The sequence below is a fragment of the Geobacillus proteiniphilus genome, from assembly GCF_001908025.1.
Classification (GTDB): Bacteria; Bacillota; Bacilli; order Bacillales; family Anoxybacillaceae; genus Geobacillus; species Geobacillus proteiniphilus.
In genome coordinates, this window is sequence record NZ_MQMG01000042.1 from 11964 (window position 1) to 36238 (window position 24275).

General features: G+C 43.7%; 24 protein-coding genes, 2 pseudogenes and 1 riboswitch. Of the genes and pseudogenes, 5 read left to right on the plus strand and 21 right to left on the minus strand.

All coding sequences use genetic code 11. The features are described from left to right. Positions 1-224: 224 nt before the first annotated feature. From BRO54_RS13760 to BRO54_RS13780, 4 genes are all read right to left on the minus strand, one after another. Positions 225-1892: a glycoside hydrolase family 13 protein gene (locus BRO54_RS13760; RefSeq protein ID WP_074044315.1), complete on the minus strand. Its 1668-nt coding sequence runs from the start codon at positions 1890-1892 to the stop codon at positions 225-227. A 143-nt stretch (positions 1893-2035) separates the two neighbouring features. Further along, entirely contained in the window at positions 2036-2962 is a 927-nt protein-coding gene (locus tag BRO54_RS13765) for a ketopantoate reductase family protein (protein WP_074044316.1), read from the minus strand. Between the two features lie 151 nt (positions 2963-3113). Continuing rightward, on the minus strand, positions 3114-3317 hold the full coding sequence (locus tag BRO54_RS13775) for a YbdD/YjiX family protein (RefSeq protein ID WP_042381782.1): 204 nt from the start codon (positions 3315-3317) through the stop codon (positions 3114-3116). Then, on the minus strand, positions 3310-5385 hold the full coding sequence (locus BRO54_RS13780) for a carbon starvation CstA family protein (protein ID WP_074044318.1): 2076 nt from the start codon (positions 5383-5385) through the stop codon (positions 3310-3312). Before BRO54_RS13780 ends, BRO54_RS13775 begins: the two co-directional genes overlap by 8 nt. 304 nt (positions 5386-5689) lie before the next feature. On the opposite strand from BRO54_RS13780, the gene BRO54_RS13785 reads away from it, so the two are divergent. Further along, a complete protein-coding gene (locus BRO54_RS13785) occupies positions 5690-6139 on the plus strand; it encodes a hypothetical protein (protein WP_074044319.1) in 450 nt (149 codons plus the stop codon). A gap of 39 nt (positions 6140-6178) precedes the next feature. Here BRO54_RS13785 and BRO54_RS13790 read toward each other — a convergent pair whose 3' ends face one another. The 13 genes and pseudogenes from BRO54_RS13790 to BRO54_RS20100 form a co-directional block, all read right to left on the minus strand. Further along, complete coding sequence (locus tag BRO54_RS13790) at positions 6179-6871, minus strand: TerC family protein (RefSeq protein WP_074044320.1); 693 nt, start codon at positions 6869-6871, stop codon at positions 6179-6181. Between the two features lie 14 nt (positions 6872-6885). After that, the gene (locus BRO54_RS13795; RefSeq protein WP_011230113.1) at positions 6886-7158 is read right to left on the minus strand and encodes a YkvA family protein; all 273 of its coding nucleotides are present in this window, start codon (positions 7156-7158) and stop codon (positions 6886-6888) included. Between the two features lie 332 nt (positions 7159-7490). Next, entirely contained in the window at positions 7491-7811 is a 321-nt protein-coding gene (locus BRO54_RS13800; RefSeq protein WP_011230112.1) for a DMT family transporter, read from the minus strand. A 58-nt stretch (positions 7812-7869) separates the two neighbouring features. Continuing rightward, a riboswitch (guanidine-I (ykkC/yxkD leader) is annotated at positions 7870-7972 on the minus strand. A 108-nt stretch (positions 7973-8080) separates the two neighbouring features. Beyond that, positions 8081-8371 carry a hypothetical protein gene (locus tag BRO54_RS13805; RefSeq protein WP_011230111.1) on the minus strand — a complete coding sequence of 97 codons (291 nt, stop codon included), beginning with the start codon at positions 8369-8371 and terminating at the stop codon, positions 8081-8083. An 88-nt stretch (positions 8372-8459) separates the two neighbouring features. Further along, complete coding sequence (cydS, locus tag BRO54_RS21015) at positions 8460-8561, minus strand: cytochrome bd oxidase small subunit CydS family protein (protein ID WP_011230110.1); 102 nt, start codon at positions 8559-8561, stop codon at positions 8460-8462. After that, on the minus strand, positions 8561-9589 hold the full coding sequence (locus tag BRO54_RS13810) for a cytochrome d ubiquinol oxidase subunit II (RefSeq protein ID WP_011230109.1): 1029 nt from the start codon (positions 9587-9589) through the stop codon (positions 8561-8563). The genes cydS and BRO54_RS13810 overlap by 1 nt, the downstream gene beginning before the upstream one ends. Then, entirely contained in the window at positions 9586-10932 is a 1347-nt protein-coding gene (locus tag BRO54_RS13815; protein WP_011230108.1) for a cytochrome ubiquinol oxidase subunit I, read from the minus strand. The genes BRO54_RS13810 and BRO54_RS13815 overlap by 4 nt, the downstream gene beginning before the upstream one ends. 285 nt (positions 10933-11217) lie before the next feature. Then, positions 11218-11856, minus strand: a pseudogene (locus tag BRO54_RS13820) (SpoVR family protein); the annotation flags it as partial. Positions 11857-11903: 47 nt separating this feature from the next. Next, a complete protein-coding gene (locus BRO54_RS13825; protein ID WP_011230106.1) occupies positions 11904-12869 on the minus strand; it encodes a Kiwa anti-phage protein KwaB-like domain-containing protein in 966 nt (321 codons plus the stop codon). Continuing rightward, positions 12862-13494, minus strand: coding sequence for a hypothetical protein (locus tag BRO54_RS13830; protein WP_011230105.1), 633 nt, complete (start codon positions 13492-13494; stop codon positions 12862-12864). Before BRO54_RS13830 ends, BRO54_RS13825 begins: the two co-directional genes overlap by 8 nt. A 758-nt stretch (positions 13495-14252) precedes the next feature. Next, positions 14253-15773 carry a recombinase family protein gene (locus tag BRO54_RS13835; RefSeq protein WP_033024778.1) on the minus strand — a complete coding sequence of 507 codons (1521 nt, stop codon included), beginning with the start codon at positions 15771-15773 and terminating at the stop codon, positions 14253-14255. After that, a complete protein-coding gene (locus BRO54_RS13840) occupies positions 15760-17271 on the minus strand; it encodes a recombinase family protein (protein WP_011230103.1) in 1512 nt (503 codons plus the stop codon). The genes BRO54_RS13835 and BRO54_RS13840 overlap by 14 nt, the downstream gene beginning before the upstream one ends. Then, a complete protein-coding gene (locus BRO54_RS20100) occupies positions 17268-17432 on the minus strand; it encodes a hypothetical protein (RefSeq protein WP_011230102.1) in 165 nt (54 codons plus the stop codon). The genes BRO54_RS13840 and BRO54_RS20100 overlap by 4 nt, the downstream gene beginning before the upstream one ends. A gap of 164 nt (positions 17433-17596) precedes the next feature. Here BRO54_RS20100 and BRO54_RS13845 point away from each other — a divergent pair, with 164 nt between their 5' ends. Continuing rightward, a complete protein-coding gene (locus BRO54_RS13845; protein WP_011230101.1) occupies positions 17597-17944 on the plus strand; it encodes a helix-turn-helix domain-containing protein in 348 nt (115 codons plus the stop codon). 87 nt (positions 17945-18031) lie between these two features. Here BRO54_RS13845 and BRO54_RS13850 read toward each other — a convergent pair whose 3' ends face one another. Then, positions 18032-18274 (minus strand): hypothetical protein, encoded by a 243-nt coding sequence (locus BRO54_RS13850; protein ID WP_011230100.1) that lies wholly within the window; start codon positions 18272-18274, stop codon positions 18032-18034. 131 nt (positions 18275-18405) lie between these two features. Between BRO54_RS13850 and BRO54_RS13855 the strand changes: the two genes are divergently transcribed. The 3 genes from BRO54_RS13855 to recJ are packed head-to-tail and all read left to right on the plus strand — an operon-like array spanning position 18406 to position 21918. After that, complete coding sequence (locus BRO54_RS13855; RefSeq protein ID WP_074044321.1) at positions 18406-19860, plus strand: recombinase family protein; 1455 nt, start codon at positions 18406-18408, stop codon at positions 19858-19860. A gap of 14 nt (positions 19861-19874) precedes the next feature. After that, on the plus strand, positions 19875-20276 hold the full coding sequence (locus BRO54_RS13860; protein ID WP_021322496.1) for a hypothetical protein: 402 nt from the start codon (positions 19875-19877) through the stop codon (positions 20274-20276). After that, a complete protein-coding gene (gene recJ / locus BRO54_RS13865) occupies positions 20257-21918 on the plus strand; it encodes a single-stranded-DNA-specific exonuclease RecJ (protein ID WP_074044322.1) in 1662 nt (553 codons plus the stop codon). The genes BRO54_RS13860 and recJ overlap by 20 nt, the downstream gene beginning before the upstream one ends. 229 nt (positions 21919-22147) lie before the next feature. On the opposite strand, the gene BRO54_RS13870 is transcribed toward recJ, so the two are convergent. The 3 genes and pseudogenes from BRO54_RS13870 to BRO54_RS13880 all read right to left on the minus strand — a co-directional run bounded on the left by BRO54_RS13870 (position 22148) and on the right by BRO54_RS13880 (position 24274). Continuing rightward, positions 22148-22639: a GNAT family N-acetyltransferase gene (locus BRO54_RS13870; RefSeq protein ID WP_033024774.1), complete on the minus strand. Its 492-nt coding sequence runs from the start codon at positions 22637-22639 to the stop codon at positions 22148-22150. Between the two features lie 127 nt (positions 22640-22766). Then, the gene (locus BRO54_RS13875; protein ID WP_011230096.1) at positions 22767-23561 is read right to left on the minus strand and encodes an arsenite methyltransferase; all 795 of its coding nucleotides are present in this window, start codon (positions 23559-23561) and stop codon (positions 22767-22769) included. 13 nt (positions 23562-23574) lie between these two features. Next, positions 23575-24274: pseudogene (locus tag BRO54_RS13880) on the minus strand (permease). Between the last annotated feature and the right edge of the window lies 1 nt (position 24275).

The following is a 24275-nucleotide window of genomic DNA, read 5'->3' on the forward strand; positions in this document are numbered from 1 at the left end:
GTATAACATAATCATATGCCGCCGTTTAAGCAAAATGCTATTTCACCGTTCTCCCGGCAGGATGACGCCAAAAAAGCCCCGCCCAGCCGGCGGTTTCCCGGGTGTTGTTTGCGCAGCATCATCCTTCTATTATGCATGAAGAAAAAAGCCGCCGAAGAATCGGCAGCCTTTACCATCCTTTCCGTATTCATTGATTCATTCAACACGGAAAGGCAAATTCCTCCTTATTCTTTCCAGATGTATACGCGCGCCTCGTACGGCTTCAGCTTAAAACGCGTCGCATTTTTATGCGGACGGACCGGGTAGTTCGAAAGCGCCAAATCGCTTGACTGAAGGCGGAAGCCGTCATAGCGGTAAAGCGAAGGCCGATCGGATACGTTGACAATGACAAGCGCCCGATCGCGGCCAAGCGTTCTTGTGTACGCGTAAATGGATGGGTGATTTTCCAAAAGCAGATCGTACGTTCCGTAAACAAACAGCTCGTTCGCTTTCCGAAGCTGAATCATTTGTCGATAAAACGACCATACTGAGTTCGGATCGCGCCGCTCGGCTTCAACATTAATCGTACGATAGTTTTCGTTCACCTTGATCCATGGCGTGCCAGTCGTAAACCCTGCGTTCGGGGCATCAGACCATTGCATCGGGGTGCGCGAGTTGTCGCGCCCGGTTTTCCAAATGATCTTCATCACTTCCTCATGCGTCCGGCCGTTCGCCCGTTCGAGCTCATACAGACGCAAGGCAGCGACATCGCGGTAGTCGCGAATGTCGGAGAATTGCACGTTCGTCATCCCGATCTCTTGCCCTTGGTAAATGAACGGCGTCCCTTGCATAAAAAAGTAGAGCGCGCCAAGCGCCTTCGCGCTCTCCGCCCAATACTCGCCGTCATTTCCCCATGTCGACACCGATCGAGGCAAGTCGTGGTTTTCCAAAAAGAGCGCGTTCCACCCACGGTTTTCCAATCCTTTTTGCCATTTCGTCAACGTCCGCTTCAGCCGGCGGACATCGATCGAACCATCGGCTTTCCTTTTCCAAAGCCCTAAATGCTCGAACTGAAAAATCATATTAAACACGCCGTTTTCTTCCCCGACCCATTGTTCAGCCTCATCAACCGTTACTCCGTTCGCCTCGCCGACCGTCATAATGTCATATCGTGCAAACGTTTGCTCTTTCAACTCTCGCAAATACTCCATAATCCCTGGCTGGTTCATGTGCGCAGCAAATGACGGCACGTACTTCAGCCCCTTCGGATTTGGCAAGTCGGGAAGACCCGGCTTTTTCTTAATGTGGGAAATCGCGTCGACGCGAAAGCCGTCGATGCCTTTATCCAACCACCAGTTGATCATGTCATACAGCGCTTGGCGCACCTCGCTGTTTTCCCAGTTCAAATCGGGCTGTTTCACATCGAAAAGATGCAAATAGTACTGCCCCGTCCGCTCGTCATACTGCCATGCCGAGCCGCCGAAAATGCTTTCCCAGTTGTTCGGTTCGCGCCCGTCTTTGCCATCGCGCCAAATGTACCAGTCGCGCTTCGGATTGTCCCGCGATGACCGCGATTCGATAAACCACGGATGCTCATCACTCGTATGATTGATGACCAAATCCAAAATGACTTTCAACCCGCGCCGATGCGCTTCAACAAGCAATTCATCGAAGTCATCCATCGTTCCAAACTCATCCATAATGGCATAATAGTCGCTGATGTCATATCCGTTATCAGCGTTCGGCGATCGGTAAATCGGGCAAATCCAGATGATATCGACCCCAAGCTCCACCAAATAGTCCAACTTTTCCATAATGCCGCGAAGATCACCGATGCCGTCGCCGTTGGCATCCATAAAGCTGCGAGGATAAATTTGGTAGGCAACGCCCTCTTTCCACCACACTTTTTTCACAGCAGCTCCTCCTCTGTGCACACGTTTTCACTACTAACTGTACACTACATCGCTGCAAGAAACAACTCTCTTTTGTTCACAAAAATAAGCCGGCGAGCGGTTGCCCATAGGCTCCCGCCGGCCGGCCAACACTTGTCCACCACTTATTCCGCGACAACGCGGCTTGACTCGTAAATTTTTAAATTGTGATACACCGTTTCGAGCATCGGAGCATGGATGCCATGCCGCTTCGCCAATGCTAGCAAATACCCTTGCAAATGATCGGCTTCAATGAGCTGTCCTTTTTCCATATCGCGCTGCATCGACGATTTCATCGTTGGGGCGATCTGCTCGAGCTGGGTGCGCTGCCGCTCAGCCATTTCATCGGTCAGCGGCGCCCCATGCGCCTGAATGATCGTTTTGATTTCCCGAAACAGCCGATCGATGATGACGCTCCCGTACTCCCCGGAACGGATCGGCCCGATCGGGGCGCGGAACAGCGTTGTCACGCCCGACATCGTCGCGATAAACAAATATTTGTTCCACATATCAGCTGCAATTTGTTCGCTTAGGCGAAAGCAGGCGTTGGCGCCGGCAAACAGCGATTCGAGCGCCTCCACCCGTTCAGTCCGTCCTGCAGGCCATTCACCGAAACGTATCTCATGCGCCGGGCTCGTTTGGATGATCTCCCCTCTCTCGTTTAACGTCGTTTCGATAAAGCAAAGCCCGCCTAAGACATTCTCGCGGCCGAACGCCTCCCATAACGCATCCATATGGGCCATGCCATTTAACAACGGCAAAATCATCGTCGCCTCTCCAACATACGGTTTCGCGTCGGCGATGGCGCCGTCTAAATGGTACGCTTTGCTTGAGAACACGACAAGATCAAACGGCTCGGCCGGTTTGCCGGCAACAAGCAATTTCGGCGCCAATACCACATCGCCATGGACGCTGTGGATGACAAGCCCGCGTTCTTCGATCTCCCGTTTTCTTCGCTCGCGGACAAGAAACGTTACGTCCACCCCTTTTTCAAGAAGACGGCCGCCGAAATACCCGCCGACCGCTCCCGCTCCGACAAACAGAATGCGCATCGTATGTACAGCTCCTTTCTCCACTGAGGGTTGATCCAACGCTCCCAACGTCTTTCACAAAAACCATGCCGCCAACCGAACATTTTCTCAGCGATAATGAACAAGAAGAAAAAAGGAAGAAGGGAACGCGCCCCTCCTTCCTTCCCGTCCGCTAGCAGCAACGCGACACTTTGCCACCTTTGGCATTGTAGCGCGCCTCTTGCGCCTCGCAGAAAAACTCTTTCCGCGACTTGATCGGCACGCCAGGGTGATGGGTTTTCATATGCTCGACATATTTTTCATAACTCGGCACACCGACAAGCAAGTCAAGAAACTGCCGGCGGTACGCCAACACCGTTTGCAGCCATTTAGGCATAATGCTTCGCTCCTTCTCCATCGCGCGGCACGTACGGCGCTTCCTTGAGCGGCACATGTTTGTTTTGCAACACTTTGATCCAGATGTTCAACGCCGAAATAAGCATTGCGATCACAACAAGCATGAAAATGGCGCACAGCGTAGCGTCAATGTAGTCGTTCATAATAATTTGCCGCATTTGCGCCTCATTCGTTGCCGGCGCCAAGATTTTTCCTTGGCTCAAGCTGTCCTGGAACATCTTCGCATGCGACAAGAAACCGATTTTGACATTTTCGTGGAACAGCTTTTGGTATCCCGCAGTCAACGTCACGACAAGCAGCCATGTCGTCGGCACGAGCGTGACCCAAACATACGCTTTTTTGCCCATTTTAAATAGAACCGTCGTCGCAAACAACAAGGCGATGCCGGCAAGCATTTGGTTGGCGATGCCAAATAGCGGCCATAGCGTGTTGATGCCGCCGAGCGGGTCGACAACGCCTTGGTACAGGAAGTAACCCCATGCCAATACGCAAAGGGTTGTTGCGATCAAGTTCGAGGCAAGCGAATCCGTTTTGCCGAGCGGTTTGTAGAACGTGCCCATAATGTCTTGGATCATGAAGCGGCCGACGCGCGTGCCCGCATCAATCGTCGTCAAGATAAACAGCGCCTCAAACAAGATGGCAAAGTGATACCAAAAGGCCATGAGCGCCTTGCCGCCGATGACGTTCGATAAAATGACCGCCATTCCGATCGCCAGCGTCGGCGCCCCGCCCGTGCGCGACAATACTGTTTGCTCGCCGACGTCTTTGGCCAGCTGAGCAAGCATATCCGGCGTCACGGTGAAGCCCCACGATGAGATGACTTTGGCTGCCTGCGCCACGTCTGTGCCGATCACCGCCGCCGGACTGTTGATGGCAAAATACGCCCCCGGCGTCAAAATGCAAGCAGCGACCATCGCCATGACAGCGACGAACGACTCCATCAGCATCGCGCCGTAACCGATCGGCCGCGCATGGCTTTCAAGCTCAATCATCTTCGGCGTTGTACCGGACGAAACGAGCGCGTGGAAACCGGACACCGCTCCGCAAGCGATCGTAATGAACAAGAACGGGAACAAGTCGCCTGCGAACACCGGCCCCGTGCCGTCGATAAACTTCGTCACCGCCGGCATTTGCAAGTCCGGCGTCACGACGAAAATGCCGAGCGCCAATCCGACGATCGTGCCGATTTTCAAGAACGTGCTCAAATAGTCGCGCGGCGCCAACAATAGCCATACCGGCAACGCCGAAGCGACGAAGCCGTAAATGATCATTAAGATGGCGATCGTTTCCCCTTTTAGCGTAAACATCGCCGAAAGCGTCGGATGCTCGGCCACGTATTGCCCGGCCACAATCGATAAAATCAACAGCACAAATCCTCCAAGCGACGCCTCAGCGACGCGCCCCGGACGGATGAAGCGCATGTAAATGCCCATCAAAATCGCAATCGGAATCGTCGCGGCGATCGTAAACATCCCCCACGGGCTTCCGACAAGCGCTTTCACCACAACGAGCGCCAACACGGCCAATAAAATAATCATAATGCCTAAAATGCCAAGCGCTGCGATAAAGCCCGTCACCGGCCCCATTTCTTCTTTAATCATTTCGCCAAGCGACTTTCCATTGCGGCGCATCGAAGCGAACAGAATGACAAAGTCTTGCACCGCCCCGCCAAGAACGACCCCGATCACAATCCAAAGCGTCCCCGGCAAATAGCCCATCTGCGCGGCCAAAATCGGCCCGACAAGCGGTCCAGCGCCGGCGATGGCGGCAAAGTGATGGCCAAATAACACCCATTTATTCGTCGGAACATAGTCCTTTCCGTCATTGAACACTTCCGCCGGCGTTTTCCGGTTATCATCAAGACCGAACACTTTGCGGGCGATAAACCGGCTGTAAAATCGATAGGCGACCGCATACGTGCAGACGGCAGCGACAATCAGCCACATCGCGTTGACCGATTCGCCGCGGCTTAGCGCCAAAACGGCAAATCCTGCGGCCCCAAGGACGGAAATCAGGCCCCATAACAAAATCGATTTTAGCCCCTTCACACGGCTTCCTCCTTTTTTATTTGTCAAAATCCTTTACGCTACTATTATATTCATTATTCCGAAAAATTAAAAGACATTTTTTCATCTTCAGCTAATGTATGGTTTGGTTCTATAGGAGAGTTTTCCCGCATTCCTATTGCACAAAAGTATAAAACAAGTCTTTGGCGCAAAAAATGTAATTGCACCCATCGGCTTAACCAGCAACTGACCATGAAGCACCCATCGATTGTCCCCAGCTCTATCTGACGGTGCAATGGACGAAGCAACGATCAACTAATATTATCTCAGAAAAGGGTTCGATAAGGTGAAGGCGATCGAAGCATTGTTATGGAGCATTGCTTTGCCTGGATTTGGGCAACTGTTGAACAAAAAGTATATAAAAGGAATTTTGTTTATTGCGTTGGAATTTGCGATTAACACCCAATCCCAATTCAATGAAGCCATCCGCCTCAGCTTTTTGGGACGTACGGATGAGGCCGCCCGCATTGTCGATATCGGATGGCTGATGTTTTATCCATGTTTATACTTTTTTGCCATATGGGATGCATTTAAAGATGCGGGCGGCGGGCGAACACCGTACTCGTTTTTGCCGTTTGTCGTCTCCGCCTACTTTGTGACGGTCGGCTTGATATACTCGTCGCACGTGACGATCGGCGGCGTGTTTTTTGGGCCGATTTGGCTGCCGATTTTATCTGTCATCCCCGGGCTCTCCATTGGATGGCTGCTGCAATTTCTGCTGCTGAAATGGAAATAGCCATCCGCTTGGTGATTGCCCCGCCACAAAAGCCGCCAATTATTCATTGGCGGCTTTCGGTTGCGGCTCTTTGGCGCTTTTTCGTTTTTTCATCGTTCCCACCGCAATGACCGCAGCGACAACGAGCAGCTCAAATCCATACTTCACGACAGGATTCGCAAAATACTCCTTTAAAAACGGCTCATCGACGATCATTTTCGCCGCTGTCCAGGCGAGGACACCGGCGCCGATCGTAATAATGATTGGGAAGCGCTCGATCCATTTTAAAATAAGCGTGCTGCCCCACACCATGATCGGAACGGAAATGAGCAACCCAAGAACGACGAGGAGAAAGTTTCCGTGCGCGGCGCCGGCGACCGCCAATACGTTGTCAAGCCCCATCAACGCATCGGCAATAATGATCGTGCGAATCGCCTCCCATAAATTTCCCCCGGCTTCAACATCGTCGTGGCCCTTCCCCTCAACAAGCAGCTTATAGGCGATCCAGACAAGCAGCACACCGCCGACAAGCAAAAGCCCTGGGATTTTCAGCAGCCAGACGACAAAGATGGTCGCCAACGCCCGGATGACGACAGCGCCGACCGTCCCCCAGACAACGGCCTTTTTTTGCTGGTGTTTGGGCAAGTTGCGGGCCGCCAATCCGATCACAATGGCGTTATCCCCTGCCAGCAAAAGGTCAATAATGATGATCGACAGCAACGCCGTCCAAAACTCCACTGACAACAGATCCATGGAAGAATCCCCCTTTACAAGTTATATTTTTCTTTTAATGAAACCGGAGCCATCTTAATGACTTGTTGCAAAATAAATAGGAAGACGGCCAAATCATCGATCAAACCAAACAACGCAAGCCAATCCGGAATGAGGTCAAGCGGCAGCGCTATATACAAAAGCAGCAAACCGACGGAAAACAATTTTTTTCGCATTGGCACTTCATGAGAAACGAAAAATTCAAACAAAAACGGTAGAAAACGCCGGACATGGACGATGAAGCGAAGCCGTTTCCACCATTTACGCATGCCATCCCCTCCACTTTTTGTTCTTTTGAAACCGAACCTATCTTCCTTTACGATTATCTTCCCCCCTTTTGTTTCATGAAATGAAAGAAGGCCCTTACCATCTTTGGTAAAGGCCTCCATAAATAAAATAGACCTTTACCAACATCGGTAAAGGTCTCGCTAACAACGTCGCCGTTGCCAACAAAGCCGAGGGCATGCGCCCTGAACTGACGACTTTGCTGTTAAAGCTACTCCCCTTTAACAAAAGAAACTATATTCGTTTTTATATTTTCATGATATTCAATATTTATACCTGTTGTCAACCCTTTTTCTTGACAAGAAATGAATCCAATTTATTGCCCCGCTGTAAACTTCAAACCGATGACTCCGACAAGAATGCAAAGCAAAAACGCCACACGCGGCGCGTTGACTGGCTCGTTTAAAAACAACATGCCGACCAAGGCCGCGCCGAGCGCTCCGATTCCCGTCCACACCGCATAGGCGGTGCCGATCGGCAACGTTTTTATCGCCAGTGATAAAAAGTAAAAGCTCGCCGCCATCCCCGCAATCGTCACAACAGAAGGCCAAAAGCGGGCAAACCCGTTCGTATATTTCAGCGCGATCGCCCATACAACTTCGAACAAACCAGCAACTATTAAATAAACCCACGCCATGCCCCGTCCTCCCTTTTTAGCGAAAATAAAAAAGCCGCGAGAACGATCGAAACGATGCTCCTCCCGGGCTTTTGTCCCTCCGTGCACGCGGCGATGCCGCGCGTTTTCTCTCGGTCGCAGGCCGGCCGCAAAGCAGCCGCGGAACCCTAGAAAACATTCCCTGTATTTACTTGGCTGCCAATCAGTATAACACGTCAGCCAAACGCTTGCAATCCATCCGCCTTCCGCGTATTTCCGACAGATGAAGGCCAAGGGGGCCCCCATCCGTCTTACACCGGGTCGTTATCGACGCCACTGTACGATTCAATCGCTTGATCGAGCGCCCGATAGGCCTCAGCGAAAGCGTTTGTCGCCGATTCATCTCCCGCCTCGGCCAGCTCCATTCGCGCATTGCGCGCGTGAGTCACCGCACGGATGACATCTTCGATCATTTGCCGTTTATCCCCGGCGCTCGCTTTTAACCGTTCAAGCTCATGAATCGCCCCATCAAGACTCGTCGAGCGCGGTTCGTCAAACGATTGTTCCAGCTGCTCTTTCACACGCTCCAATATTTCTTTCATCATCGCCCATCCTTTCTCTATTCGTTGTCATCCGCTAGTGTGGGCGATTGGCGGCAAACTATGCATTACCAAGACGCTGAAATTGTGTCTACTCATTTACGTGCACATCTTTCAAACCAGCCCAAAACGCGGCGATGATCGACAGGGCGACGATGATCATCGGCGCATACATGATCAAAAATGTTTGCATTATCCTTTTCCCCCTTCCCATTTTCCTTTAACGTACGCCTTGTTAAACAAAAAGAGGCGCATAAGCAAATAAAGTGACGGAATTAATAACAGAAGGCCGGCAATAAACGCGACGATCAACGCCATAGCCATCGTCTCATTCGTAAACCCGTCATAAATCGTCAAATACGGGTACAACAAATACGGATAATGTGAAATGCCATAGGCGTAAAAGGCGAACGCATATTGAAACAACAGCGCAATAAACGCCCAGCCGAACCGCCGCTGCCGCCAAAGCAGCCAAACGGTAATGACAAAAAACAAAAAGGAAATGACCAGCATCCACGCCACATTCCATAGGTTGGCGTAATGCTCGGGATTATGGTAGCGGAGCTGGTAAATAATGAGCAGCGCTGACAACATCGTCGGCCCGCTCCAAAGAAGAGCGTAGCGGCGCAACAGCGCCCGCGCCCGTTCATCCTTGGCCTCGTCCGCATAGTACGTTAAGAAAACGGCAGAAATGTAAAGAACGCTCGTCACACTGAGCAGCACAATGCTCCATGACAACGGGCTTGCAAACAGCTTCCCATAATCCAGCGCAACGCCTGAGGCGCCTGCCTCCACAAACCCGCCTTCGGAAATCGTCAACACGATGGACAGGGAGGCCGGAATAAACAACCCCGTCAATCCATAAGCGATTAAATACCAGTTCCGTTCCGTCCCCCCATACGTATGAAACGCATAGTACGAGCCGCGAATAGCTAACAAAATGATGGAGATGCTCGCCGGGACAAGCAAAATAGAACCGTAATAATACGCCGTTTTCGGAAAAAAGCCGACAATGCCGACAAAGAAAAAGACAAGAAAGACGTTCGTCACTTCCCATACAGGGGAAAGATAGCGCTGAATGATGCGGTGCAAAATATGCTGTTTGTTTGCCCAATGGCTATAGGCGCTGAAAAACCCAGCCCCGAAATCAATCGAGGCAACGATAATGTACCCGAACAAAAACAGCCATAACACCGAAATGCCAATGACTTCGAGCGTCATGGCGCCACCTCCCCGTTATTGGCCCGCTCTGCCAGCTCCCGTTCAACCGGGTTGCGGCGGAACATACGGATGAGCACTGTTGCGCTCGCAATTACTAACACCATATACAAAAGGCAAAACAACACAAGCATCGTATCCACATGCGCCGACGATGTCGCTCCTTCCGCCGTTTTCATATAGCCGCGCAAAATCCACGGCTGCCGCCCGACTTCCGCTAAGTACCATCCCGCCTCAATCGCAGCCATCGCCAGCGGCCCTCCCGCCACCAGCAGTCCAAAAAACCACTTTTTCGCCGTCCACTTCCAGCGGAAAATCGATCCGAGCCAATACGCGGCTGCGACAACCATTAAAAACACCCCGATCGTGACCATCACATCGAATAAGTAATGAATGTACAGTGGTGGGCGTTCATCTTCCGGAACTTCGTTCAGTCCGGTCACAACCGCAGCGGGATGGTTATGGGCCAAAATGCTAAGGGCATATGGAATTTCCAAGGCATATTTCACTTCCCCGTCTTCTTGGAGCGCGCCGAACAGGATCAACGGTGCATGGGAGCTCGTTTCAAAATGCCATTCAGCAGCCGCCAGCTTTTCTGGCTGGTATTCGGCTAAAAATTTGCCCGATAAGTCGCCAATCAATGCACTGGCTACCGAAAAAATAAAAGCTGTTTTCATCATTAAATGAAGTGCCTTGCGATGATAAATGTGACGATTGCCTTTCCATAAATGCCAAGCGGCGATCGAAGCAAGCACGAATGCTGACGTCATATACGAAGTCGCCAGCACATGGGCGACTTTCGTCGGCATCGCTGGGTTGAACATAGCCGCGATTGGATCGATGTTGACAAGCTCGCCGTTTTTAAATTCAAACCCTTGCGGCGTATTCATAAACGCGTTCACCATCGTAATAAACATGGCTGATGCTGAAGACCCAATTGCCACCGGGATAAGCAAAAGCAAATGTTTTTTCTGATTTTCGAACCGATCCCATGTATACAAATAAATGCCGAGGAAAATGGCTTCAAAAAAGAAGGCGAACGTCTCCATGAACAGCGGCAAGCTGATCACTTGGCCAGCCAGCTGCATAAAGTTCGGCCATAAAAGCGACAGCTGCAAGCCGATCGCTGTTCCTGTCACCACGCCGACCGCTACGGTGATGACAAAACCGCGCGTCCAGCGGCGAGCGAGTAAGATGTAATGCATATCATTTTTGCGAATCCCAACCCACTGGGCAATGGCGATCATCAGTGGAATCCCGACGCCGATCGTGGCATAAATGATGTGGACCGTCAGTGTCAATCCCGTCAAAATACGGCTAAGCAGCACCGGATCGTAACCGTTCACGATTCATCCCCCCTTATGAAAACAAGCGGCCAATCAAGGAAAGCAAGACAACAGCCGCAACAGCAAAGCTAACGAACACAAGCGTTTTTTCATGCCGCTTCCACATATCCATCCCCCCGGGCGAACAAACAGTGGTGAAGAATTTGTGACAACCATCACAAATTATCCACTTCATATTATTTCATAAAATCGGGGACGCTATCCGGCATGATTTCGAATAATTTGTGTCATTTTTCACATATTCATCGTGACAAACAAAAAAAGCAGGAGATCCCTGCCCTCATGTTATAAATATTTCCGATGCACCGTTTTCCCGTCATACGTAAACAACATCGGCTTTTCCTCGACGACCGTCTCCATATGGACCGGACGGCCCCACAACTGATAAATGTATGGGAGCACTTTTTCTAAATACTTCAGATCGAGTTCGATTCCTTCATACCAATGCTTCAAATACAACTCTCCGTTGCGCATATAATCGCCGTCATTGACCGTGATATACGGGAATCCGCCGTTTACCCGCATGCTGACGAGTTGGTCGCGGATATGCTCCCAGTTTTTGTCGACGATTTTATATTCTTTCCCCTGTTTTTGGAACAAATACATATCTTCGCGCATGACGAGCTCTTTCGTTAAATAGTTGCGCAAAAACGAAATGTCGGATTCGAGTTCGCGCACTTCAAAAATTTTCGCCCTCCCCGACCCCGGCTTGACGCCGTATTTTTTCATCTCCTCAGTCGGGTTGTTCCACCGCTCTTCAATGTCTTCAAAAATTTTCAGTCCTAAATAATACGGATTGATGCCAGTGCGCGACGGTTGCACGACGTTGGCGTTCAGTTTCGCAAATTCAATCGCCTCATCGCTCGTCAAATCCATCTCGCGCAAAATGCGCTGATGCCAATACGTCGCCCAGCCTTCGTTTATCTAAGATGCTTATTTTATTCCAACACTGACACAACAAAACACAGTAATTATTGTATACGCATTTTATTGATAGCTCGGTATTTATCATCAGTAATTAAAGAGGAAACAAAATTGTCTAATATTACATCAATAACCAATCGCGCTTCTTCTTTTGTGGTACAGACTATCCTGCCTTGCTCATCTAATTGCAAATTAATCATGCCAGTATTTATCAATTCCTCAATACGCTCTCTTTTTATGCGTTCCAACCCATAATCAGCTGCCTTAGCTAGCTTCTTTTGAAGACTTATCTGAGACTGAACAAATTGTAAAAAGTTAGAATCATCTGAAACAATCCCTTTTTCCATTATCTGTTCGACTATTTCATCTGCTGCTTGTCTAAATCTTTCATAATATCTAAACAAAGATAAAATTTTATTTTCATTGTACAATAGAACATTATTACCAATTATAATTCCGTCCCATTGATCGTCTAAAAAAAGCTTCTTGTCTCTTTCTTGGGAGATCTGATAATCACCTCTATCCACAACTTCAAGTATTTTACGTTTTTTTAGAAATACACTTTCGTTTATTATTTTTAAAAAATAAACCTTCATTTCATCATCAATTTCAAGTTTCGCTAATAACACTTTAGGTTTAAAATCATCTCTATTTATTAAAGTCCTTGCATCATTTTCAACTTGCTCATTATTTATACGCTGAGTCCATAAATAAAGTTGATTTAAATTATTTATTTCAATATATCTTTTTATTGTCTCGCTTTCTTCGTCAACTTCTCTAATATTTAATACTTGATAATTTTCTGTTACATCCTCTAGCAAAGCCTTTGTGGTTCCCAACAACCAATCTTGTACTGATTGGTCGATTGGAATTTCTTTTGGATCACAATCATCATAAACAGATTGTGTTCCTTCTCTTAGTACAGAACCTACTATAAATAACTGGTAAACGTAATCATTGTTATGTTCCATTTCATTAATTTTTTCTTTTACATAAATCAATTCATCATTCATTTTGTTGCCCCCTACTCCCATCGATTAATACTGTTTCTTTATCTCTAATAAAACGATAACAAATTATTTTTTTACCTAAGCATTCCTCGAATTTATCATTTTTAGAAATAAGGAGTGCTTCACCTAAATCTGTTTCGATAGCGTATATTCTTAATTTTAGAGCTGCCATAACTGGATTGACATAAAGTAAATCTGAATACATCGATAACCAGAATATTAAAAGAATAAGAACAAATAAAACTATTATATCCCTAAAATTATCCATATCTAGACTAATCAGCGGTAAAACATAAGTAACAAGGTAAACTAATATATCCCTATCCCTAGGTTGTATTTTCTTAATGGTATATTTTTTCTGTCCAATCCTTTTTTTCTCTGTGGTTCTTAATTCAAACAATATAAACAATATCGATAATAATGAAATTACCAGCAGCAAAGTTGATATAAGTCCCATTACTCCATTTAATGTTTTAATCTCTAACAGAAACAATATATCGATAAACCTCCAATATTTAATACAATAAACAAGGAATTCATAATTAAAAAATTTTATAAACAGTACCAAAAATAAAGGAAAATAAGACATAAAAAGAAATAATAAACGAAACCAAAATGGAATTAACAATTAAACCTCCCCCAATTGGCAGATACCACCAATATTTTAACGAATAAATTACCTTTATTTCAACAAAAACCCATTTAGTATTCTGATTCTTTTTAATATAAAACCTTCATATCCCTCAACTACCTCCTTGCCGAACTGCAAATCCTTGGATTTTCCTTGTTACTACTCCAAAACCGAACAATTTTGCTTGTTCGCCTAATCTAATTTTGAATCAAGGTAAATTTATGATCATAACATTAGTGATGTAACTTTACTTTAGTCGCTAAAAAACAAGGAAGTTCTCTCCTCCTTGTTTAAAGTTGTAATGAGAATAGAATTAGATCTTGTTGTTTAGTTTCGATTTCTTTTTCTAATTCTCATTATTCTGTTTTAAGCATTGACACGGTATTGCACTAACATATTCTTCAACACAGTTGGTCTAATCATCTTTGACATTGGATCGATAAGATGTAACAGTAATACTTAACCAACCTAATTACCGAGTTTCCAAATCTCCTCTATCCAAATAACCGAGAACTGTTAAAAAAGGACTTCCTTGTCCATAATAAAATTAGGACAAACCCCAGCTTGTCCCTTGAAATCAAAGGTTTTTCTTGAATTTCAGTCGTATCAATATCGGTAATTTGGGGCTGATCGCGATCGGGTCCTACCCTTAATTACCGAGAAAAATTGCTTTACCTACCAATATATGCACCTAATCACCGAGATATGTTATTACATAAATAAAAAAATCTCCTGCAAATGAGGAGATTTTTGTATCATTTATCATCTAAATTGAAACGTAGTTTACATTGCAAATGTCCTTTTTTATTAACCATAATTTCTTCAAATAAATACAGGAACAACGCTCGCATATCTTCATTGCAGCTAGAGACAGGAGCCTGAAATTGTTTTAAATGATCTCTAATTAAATTTTCATTTTTTTGAACCTCTTCTAAGAATTTTATTTTTGCCTCTTTTTCCTCAATCCAATGTTCAATTTGATGAACTTTGTTTAGGATTCGATCTTTTGTAATGATCAATATTTTGATGTGAGGTTCCTTTTCTTCCTTCCTTTTAAAGGCTTTTTCAATTTCAATATCGCAAAGCTGGAGTTTTCGTTTTTCTGTTTGCCATGACACTTTTAAATCCTCAATACTTTTCTTGATGTTGCTAATTTCTGTTTCCACTTTTTCCTGAACAGCCGAGATCAGTTTCTCTGTATCTACACCTTGATAACTTCTGAATACTTTTAATACCGTTTGATGTGCATCATCTGCATCTATTTTATAATTGCATGATTTGCATAAATACACTTTCTTTCCATATACTTTTCCCTGGTTGCTCGTCGTTCGCTGATCTTTTCCAATTAACCCCCCATTACAATTTTGGCACTTTAACAAACCTGTTAACAGAAAAGATGTTTTAAAGTGTTTCGGTGGAATTTTTCTCTCGTTCTTTGTTTTGTATAGATTCCAGCAATATTCCCATTCTTCAATCGTTAAAACCGCCGGAATAAGTGGACTTTTTTTCATTATCCACTCACTTCTGTCTTTTAACGCATTGTGTTTCTTTTCGTGCTTTCTTCTGATCGCGATATAACCTGCATAAAAGGGATTCGTAATGATGTTTTTTACACGGTCCTTAGTCCATGCTTTTCCACGATAACTGTTTTCAGGAAGCTGTCTGGCAATAGATGAAAAACCATGATGATTTTTATATAACTCAAACACTTTTTTCACCAATTCTATTTCAGCTTCCACTATATCAAACTTTTCAGTTCCTCCTTCCTTTTTGGAAGTATACTGATACCCAAACGGAGCCCTGCCACCTGTCCATCGTCCATTTTTCGCCAACGTTTCAATTGCATTTTTTGTATTGATCCGGATTTTATCCAGCTCATATTTGGCTATTCCATCTTTAATCGCTCTAAAAATAGTGTCGCCAAAATCATATAAACTTTCTGTTTCACTTTCGATGATTGGGATATCTAATATATGCATCGTTGCGCGTATCAGATCATGTTCTTCAGGTATGCGTGCAATACGGGAATGTGAGTAGATAATAACGAAGTCAAATTTCTTTTCATAAGCTGCAGCAATCAATCGCTTATATCCTTCACGATCTTTTTTTCGTGAAGACACTCCCTCGTCCAGAATTTCCTCCACAATTGTACACTGATATTTTTCGGCTAAATCATAGGCGCTACGACGCTGTGTTTCCATTGTCTGCTTATGCGTGGAATGCCGACCATAAAAAACCCCCTTCATGCCGGGTGTCAAAATCTTAGATAAGTCCAATTTCTTCCCTTCCCTCCAATCCTGTAAATAATGGATGACGGAAAATAATTTCAATTTTCTCTTTACTGACCCGAACACGAGAGATAATGTCCTGCAGCAATTCTATTTTTTGATCGTCTTCCATGTCCGGATCAATCATTTTCAACGATGATTCCTGTTTCCAATCATGTATCGTCTTAAACTTTTCGTTCATTTCGAAAATCCTGGATTCTAATTCGGATTTAACAAACAAGCTTTGTTCATATTTCTTTAACATCTGTAACATCGACTTGTTTAATTGAAGTTCTTCTTCCTTTGCCAGAGCATGCTCCACTCTCTGTACCATACTTTCCTCTAACTGTTTCAGTTCACGGTCAATTTGCTTAATGGCTTCGATATATCCCTTCGTTTCTCCCTTGTATATTTTCTCAATAACCTCCGCAAATTGCGTATGAATAATTTGGTTAAAGAACTCATTCGCATGTTCAATAACTGTGTTTTCTAACCAATCTTTTGATGCTCGCACTTTGGAATGTTTTTTACATTTATACACTAAAAACGTTTTACCCTTTAATTGATGTGGCTTGCCATGCATTACTTGATTACATTCATCACAATAAACAAGCTCTTTTAATAAAAATACATGGTTTTCATTTTGATTTTCTTTTGATTTTTTGCGTCTCTTTACAACCTTACTCATTTTCTTTTGAACGTTTTCCCATACTGTTTCATCGACAATCTTAAGATGCGGCACATCTTTTTCAATTTCTTCTCCCTTTATGTGAGATATTCTTTTTCCTTTGTAAATAGGGTTTGTAAGAACGTTTTGCATATTAGAATAGTTCCATTCCTTATTATCTTTAAAGCGCAGTCCCAATTCGTTTACTATCTCTACAAATTTTGTGAGGGAGCTAAAATCTTTTTGCAAAAATAAATCATAAACGTTTTGGATTGTCTTTACTTCCTCTTCAACTAAAATCCAATCAGACTCCTCCTTATCCTCTTCAAGATCCTCTCGGGGTGATCGATACCCAAATGGAATACGTCCCCCAGCATGTTTTCCTTCTCTTGCTACAGTTACTTTAGAATCTTGCAATTTTTGAACCAATTTTTCAGCATCTTCCTGGTTCATGGCGGCGACAATCCGTTCAATTAATTCAGCCTCCGCCGTATACATCATAGGAAATTCAAAGTCCGCTGCGAAAATGACATTTACCTTATGCTGCCTTAGTAAATCATATAAACTCATATACTGTTGTACATTTCGTGCCAAGCGGCAACGGCTGTACACAATTAAATTTTTTACGCGCCCCTTTTTTATTTCCTCGATTAGCTGCGCCATGCCCTTTCTCTCTTCCATTTTCTTTTTTCTGGCGGACGTTTCTCGATCCATAAACTCATCATCGATCAATAAACGGTTTTTTGCTGCTACCTCATGCACATGCTGCATTTGCATTTCAATGGATAACTTCTGCTTTTCTTTGCTAATCGAGTTGCGGTAGTAAGCAACCGTTTTCAATCATCCAACACCTCCGAGTCCCTTTTCGTTTCTTGCCTGTTCTGTATTTGCTTCAAAATAATATCTGTGTACAAGTCAAACCACTTTTCAGCTGCCTCTGGATCATGAACATATTGAATAGAAACGACTTGGCAAGTTACTTTTGGGATTTTTCTTTTCATTTCTATCTCTCCTCAAAAAATTTATGATGTTTTTCTAAAACTTAAGCTTACAAACAGGATTTTTTTGGATGAATGTTGAAATACAATAAAGCCTTTGTTTCTAACCAAACCTGTATTTCTTTGAAAATACATGCGTCTAGCCATTTTTATGGAGGAATTCGAATATGTTGCAACATATAGGAGAACGAATTCGTGTGCTAAGAAAACAAAAAGGAATCAGTTTAAATGCTTTCGCTGAACGGTTAAATGTTTCTCCCGCTTATCTCAGCAATTTAGAAACGGGTAAAACAGATACCATTCAGCTTTCACTTCTCGAAAAACTTCAAGAAGAACTCTCACTCCTTCCTGTTGAAACAACACATTCCAGTGATAGCGAATTCGATATTCGGATCCAGCATGTCATGAAACAACTAAAGGAATTGGAACAAAAGCACCCTGAAGTCGCTGATTACCTCCTTTCCACACTGGAACGAGGAGTTCATTTGTTTTTAAATGAAAACTCCACTCGCTAATTTTATGATAAACAAATTTTGGGAATTTTATTCACTATAATAAACATATGTTTATAATCATGAATAAAATTAACAAAAAAGGAGAGCCTAACCATCGATCGGTTGGCTCTCTTTTTGTTGGAAGGCAACTTGAATCTGTTTGGCTTGTTCCTGACCGATTTCTTTATGCAATAGGTGATGAATTGCGCTTCCCTTAAACTTCTGTTCCCATGCAACCATTTTTTCTTGGATCATTTGAGCAACGGGGTGGCTATGAAGATCGTGGATGTCGTCAAATGAAAATTTTCCTAAACTGCTATTTACGGAGAAGCGAACTTTCACATCTTCCATCGTATTCCCCCTTTGCTCATACATATGCAGAAAGTGAGGTGGGACAACCCTGCAAATCGCCCAAACTCATTGTTTGGTTCATCCACACATATATATGGGATATGGGACAAACAGTGTTGGAGGCAATCTGTATGAAAGACACTTTTCAAGAAAGATCGATTGCTTTATATTGCCGCGTTTCTACGGACGAACAAGCTCGGGAAGGGATTTCGCTCGATGAACAACAAGAACGGCTAAAAGCTTATTGCCGAGCCATGGGATGGAGTGAAGAACCTCTACTTTTTATAGATGACGGTTATTCTGCTAAGAATCTTGATCGTCCGGAATTAAATCGTTTATTAAAGGAAGTAAAAAAGGGGACGATTTCCAAAATATTAGTCACGAAATTGGACCGTTTGAGCCGACGACTATTGGATCTTTTGAAATTAATTGATATGTTCCAGGAGCATAACGTTTCATTTATTTCGATTAGTGAATCGTTTGACACCAATACTCCATCCGGTCGTCTCACCTTACAGGTTTTAGGTGCGGTTGCTGAGTTTGAACGAGAACGAATTCGGGAACGTGTTTTTGAAAACATGCTGCACGCAGCCAGACAAGGAAAATGGTTAACACAAAGCCCTTACGGTTATCGGTTACAGAATAAAGAGTTGGTTATTTATGAACCGGAAGCACAAATCGTTCGAAACGTTTATGATTGGTACCTTAATAAAGGGCTCGGCTACTATGCGATTGCTAAAAAGCTAAATGAAGAAGGAATACCTTCTCGTCAGAAAAAAGAATGGTCGATTCGGGCTATTAAACTAATGCTTACGAATCCCGTATATAAAGGAACCCTGGTTTGGAACCGCATGGATTCCAGTAAATCGAAGCGGGTAAAAAAAGATGACGCTGATTGGGTTGTCCTTGAAGACGCTTGTCCAGCTATTATTGATCAAGCTACATGGGAACAAGTACAAAAAAGAGTAAATAAAAAACAAATGGCACCTCGAGCACAGACAAGTCCGCATTTGCTTGGTGGACTATTAAAATGCGGCAGATGTGGTTCAGGAATGAGCATTGGTTGGTCAGGTTCAGCGAAAAATCGCTATCGCGTTTACCGTTGTTCCGCTAACAAAAACAAAGGAACGTGTACAAGCAAACAGTACCGCGCTGACGATGTGGAATCATGGTTTAAACATGGGTTATTAAAGTTAGCCGATTCGATTAACTCCCAAATGATTCCTCATCTTATTCAAAAGGCTGCTGAAAACGAAGAGAGCACAATCGAGCAAAAAATTCGAACCGCTAAAAACCGTTATAAACGAAAAGTGGAAGCGTACACTGCAGGACTCATTGAATTAGAAGATTTAAATGAAGAAAAAAAGCGGATGGAACAAATCATTGCAGAAGTTCAAAAAACGGAAAATGCTTCTTCGGTGGATGTAAAAAAGCTTGAGGCAATGGTGAAAGAAAAAATGAACAATGTGATCGATGCAATCGATGTTTTACCAGTCCCGGAAGCAAAATCATTAATTAAAACGATTGTTGAAAAAGTGATTTTACTTGATGAAAAGGATATTGAAATCGTATTAAACATTCAGTAAATGGAGTTGACAGCATGAAACCGATCACCTTACGCCAATTGCTCGATACTAATCAATTTCAGAATCTGCTTCATCTAAAAAAAGAACTGATCTCTTACAAAAATTCGGGTGTCATTTTTTATAAAGAAGTGATGAGTTCGCTTGAAATCGACACGCCATTCGAGTTGTATTTTGTGTTGTCAAAAGGAGGAATTGAATACGAGAACGCATTCCCGATGCCAATTAATTTTTACAGAGAGTATTTAACATATAACCGTCCTCTAGAGTACCTTGCGTTTTTTTATCAAGAATACTACGGAACAAAAAACATCCCATCCGACCGATTTTTTCAAACATTAAACGTTTTTCAAGCCAAAAAATATGTTTGGTTTTACAACTCACGAGAGGACGGTAAGTATGGATTGGGTACCGTTTGATACATCACTAGAAAAACATCCCAATAAAGCTTTGATCACCTATATGGCAAGACAGTTTGATATCGAACCGGTACTGATGCACCACTTGTTTATTCACGGCATCGACAATTGCGAAAAAGTATCACGATTCATATTTCCGACCATAGATGATTTTCATGATCCATTTCTGATGAATGACATGAAAAAAGCGATTATACGCATTATTAAAGCCTTGACGCAAAAAGAAAAGATTTTCATTTATGGTGATTATGATGTAGATGGAATGACAGCAACGGCTATCCTGTACAAAGCTTTAAAGAAATTTAAAGCAGATGTCCAGTATCGATTGCCACTTCGTAGCGAAGGTTACGGTTTGTCACCGAAAGCAATGGAAAAAGTTCCGGAAGATGTCTCTTTAATTATTACAGTAGACAATGGATCAAGCGCCCACCCTGCCATGGAAGTGGCAAAAAGAAGAGGCATGGATGTCATTGTTACGGATCATCACGAAGTTTTAGGTCCGCATCCCGACTGTTATGCGTTTATTAATCCAAAGCGTCATGACAACACTTATCCTTTCCCGCATCTGGCAGGTGCGGGAGTCGCTTTAAAAGTCGTACAGGCACTATTTATGGCAGGAAAAATTCCTTGGGATAAACATGTTTACGAATTTATTGAGTTTGCCACGTTAGGTACGATTGCGGATCTAATGCCTCTCAAAGGAGAAAATCGTATTATTTGTAAACTTGGATTGCAAAAAATGAACTATACACCAACCCCTGTATTAAAAAAACTCTTTGAGATGTTACGAATTAAATATGTCGATAGTTCCACCATTAGCTTTCAAATTGGACCGATTTTTAACTCGTCGGGACGAATTGGTGATCCAAACCAAGCTGTGGATATCCTAGTCAACCCTTTATGTGCAAAAGCCGATCTTTATTCATTAATTACTTTAAATAAAAAGCGGCAACAAATGACAAAAGAACAATTCCAACGTATTGAGGAACAAATTATTCAAAATCAATGGTACAAACAAAATGTTATTGTTGTTTGCGATGATTTTCACAGCGGAATTATCGGTCTCATTGCTGCAAAAATAGCCAATAAATTCAAAAAGCCAGCGATTGTGATTTCCTTGACAGGAGCCGGTTCTGCCAGAAGTGTAAATGCGACGGATTTTTCCATGATTAATGTGATTAAGAAATGCTCCCATTTCTTAACCAAATACGGTGGTCATCGAGCCGCTGCTGGTTTTTCGATTAAACCCGATTTTGATCATATTCATGCTTTTAGAGAAGCGATTCAACTAGCAGCCTTAGACGAACCGCCACTAACTCCAAAATTAAAATATATTAGTACAATTCCCTTACATCAGTTCCCTATGCATATTTTTGATGACTTAGGCGTTTTAGAACCATTCGGAATGTCATTTCCAAAGCCGTTGTTTTATTGCTCACCGCTGGTAATCAAGCAATTCCAAGTATTCGGAAAAAACAATGAACATTTAAAATTAATAACAAATGAAAAAAAAGCCATTGCCTTCTTTAAAGGAGCAATGGCAAACAAACTCCAACAACAATCGTTAGCTGAATGTCTTTACACTCCTAGCTGTCCGATAAAAAAAGATTTTTTAATTCATGATCTTCGTTTCATCCAATAACAAAAGAGCCTTGGAAAAAGTTAAATACAATTAACAAAATATACTGTTTTTTGCAGAGGAGGACATAACCCACAACGAGGGGCTGTACATTGACAGAATGGTATATGGAAATAACACAATTGTATTTGGATCTAACTCTAGTGGCAGATTTATTTTGGTTCGCTATGAATCCGAGAATAATCTGCCACTTTTATATATACAAAGTGATTACATAATATAAAATTCATAATCAGTCTATACCTACAACTGGACTGCGACGCTCAAGCAATACCACATCACGCCATACCCCATTTAACTTTCCTATACGTTGTCGGATACCAACTTCACGAAATCCAACACTTTGATGTAAACGTAAACTTGGTATGTTTTCAGGGAAAATCCCTGCTGTTAATGTCCAAAATCCTTTTGCCTCGGATTCTTTGATCATAGCTTGTAGAAGTTTTTTTCCCACTCCTTTTCCCCGACTCACATCTCGAACATACACACTCACCTCTCCCACCCCTTCATACACGCAGCGATCCGATACTTTACTTATCTTACACCAGCCTTGAATGCCTTCTTCGTTTTCAGCGACCAAACATAAATTTGCGGCAATGGTCGATTCCCATTTTTCAAACGATGGTGCTGTCGTTTCAAACGTTGCTTGTCCTGTCGCAATTCCTTGCTCGTAAATTTCCTTCACTTGCATCCAATCCTCTTTGCGAAAGTTACGAATGTTCATATGAAAAATCCCTCCTTATTTTCATACAGAAAAGGCACTAGGAATCGCCTAATGCCTTTTCCATGTAACATTAGCAACACTCACGCTTTTCTTCCCCAACGAGTTCCGATCTGTTACACCACATTTTTTAAGGTTTCATTGCTTTAATGATCGCAGAAACAATGTAATCCTCGATGTTCGCTCCAGGCACCCAATCTTTGATAAACTCCTTCGATTCATCTTTTGGTTCAATGGTGATCTGTGTGAATCCACTCTGTTGTAACATGGATTCCAGTTCACCAATCGATGCTGCTCCTGATACGCAGCCCGAATACAAGACATCCATATTGTTTTTGATTTCCGATGGAAGTTCTGCCGTCGCCACAACGTCGGAAATGACAAGGCGCCCTCCTGGTTTCAGCACACGATAGGCTTCCTTGAACACCTGGGGCTTATCTGGAGAAAGATTAATGACGCAATTGGAAATAATGACATCCACCGAACCATCTGCCACCGGTAAATATTCGATTTCTCCTAACCGAAATTCAGTATTGGTAAAGCCACCCTTGGCAGCATTGTTGCGTGCTTTGCTGATCATTTCTGGTGTCATATCCACACCAATGACGCGCCCGGTTTCTCCGACCTGACGAGCAGCCAAAAAGCAATCGAAACCGGCACCACAACCAAGATCCAACACCACATCTCCGGGGTTCAATTCCGCAATTGCTAGCGGGTTGCCGCAACCAAGTCCAAGATTAGCTCCTTCTGGCACGGCAGATAATTCCTCATCCGAGTATCCTAGTTTTGCTGATACCTCATTAGGTGTACCACAACATCCGGAAGAGTCTGAACAACAGCTTCTAGAATTTACTTCCTGCAGCGCAATTTGCTTATAGCGGCTGCGGACATTTTGCCGGATTTGATCGTTATTAACGTGATTCATAAGTTATCACTCCTTAAATGATATAGAATAAAAATCCTGATAACGTTGCCATCGTCATGACAGAACCTACAAACGCAAAGACCAGCTTCTTTCTAAAGATACTGTGTAATCATGTGATCTCCGGTAAGCTTGCCCCTGCTGAGCTAACCATCGGCGCCATAACAGGTCCTAATGCCATGCCTTTTGCAATCAACATTTGTGAAATGGGAATCATCGTGAAAAGGCGGATATACAAAGGAATTCCGATGATTGCTGCAAGTGGAACAAGCCACCACTTATCACCCCCCATATAGGTTGAAATCCATTCTGTCAGTACAGCACCATGAATAATGGCTTCAATGCCTGCACCCAAAAGCAAATATGGATAAACCGTTTTTATTAAGTGAAAGGTCTCCTGTAAAGCTTCTCTCATGTTTCGTTTCTTTCCGATCTCTACTTCTCCTTTTTTTACTCCGAGTGTCGCAGCCATGAGTGTCAATATGATTGGATCGAGCACAGGAGAATCAAAGAGAAAAATCATCACAATACCGAAACGGACCTTCTGGTTTAAAAGCGATACGACAACTGGGATCGTAGAACATGAGCAAAACGCAAACGCGACAGCAACCAATGCTCCGAATAACGGATGGCGCTTTGTTAACAAACTTTGCATTTTATCATAAGGAATATATCCTTACTGAAAAGTGAATGACGAACGAAATAGCCAAAAACAAA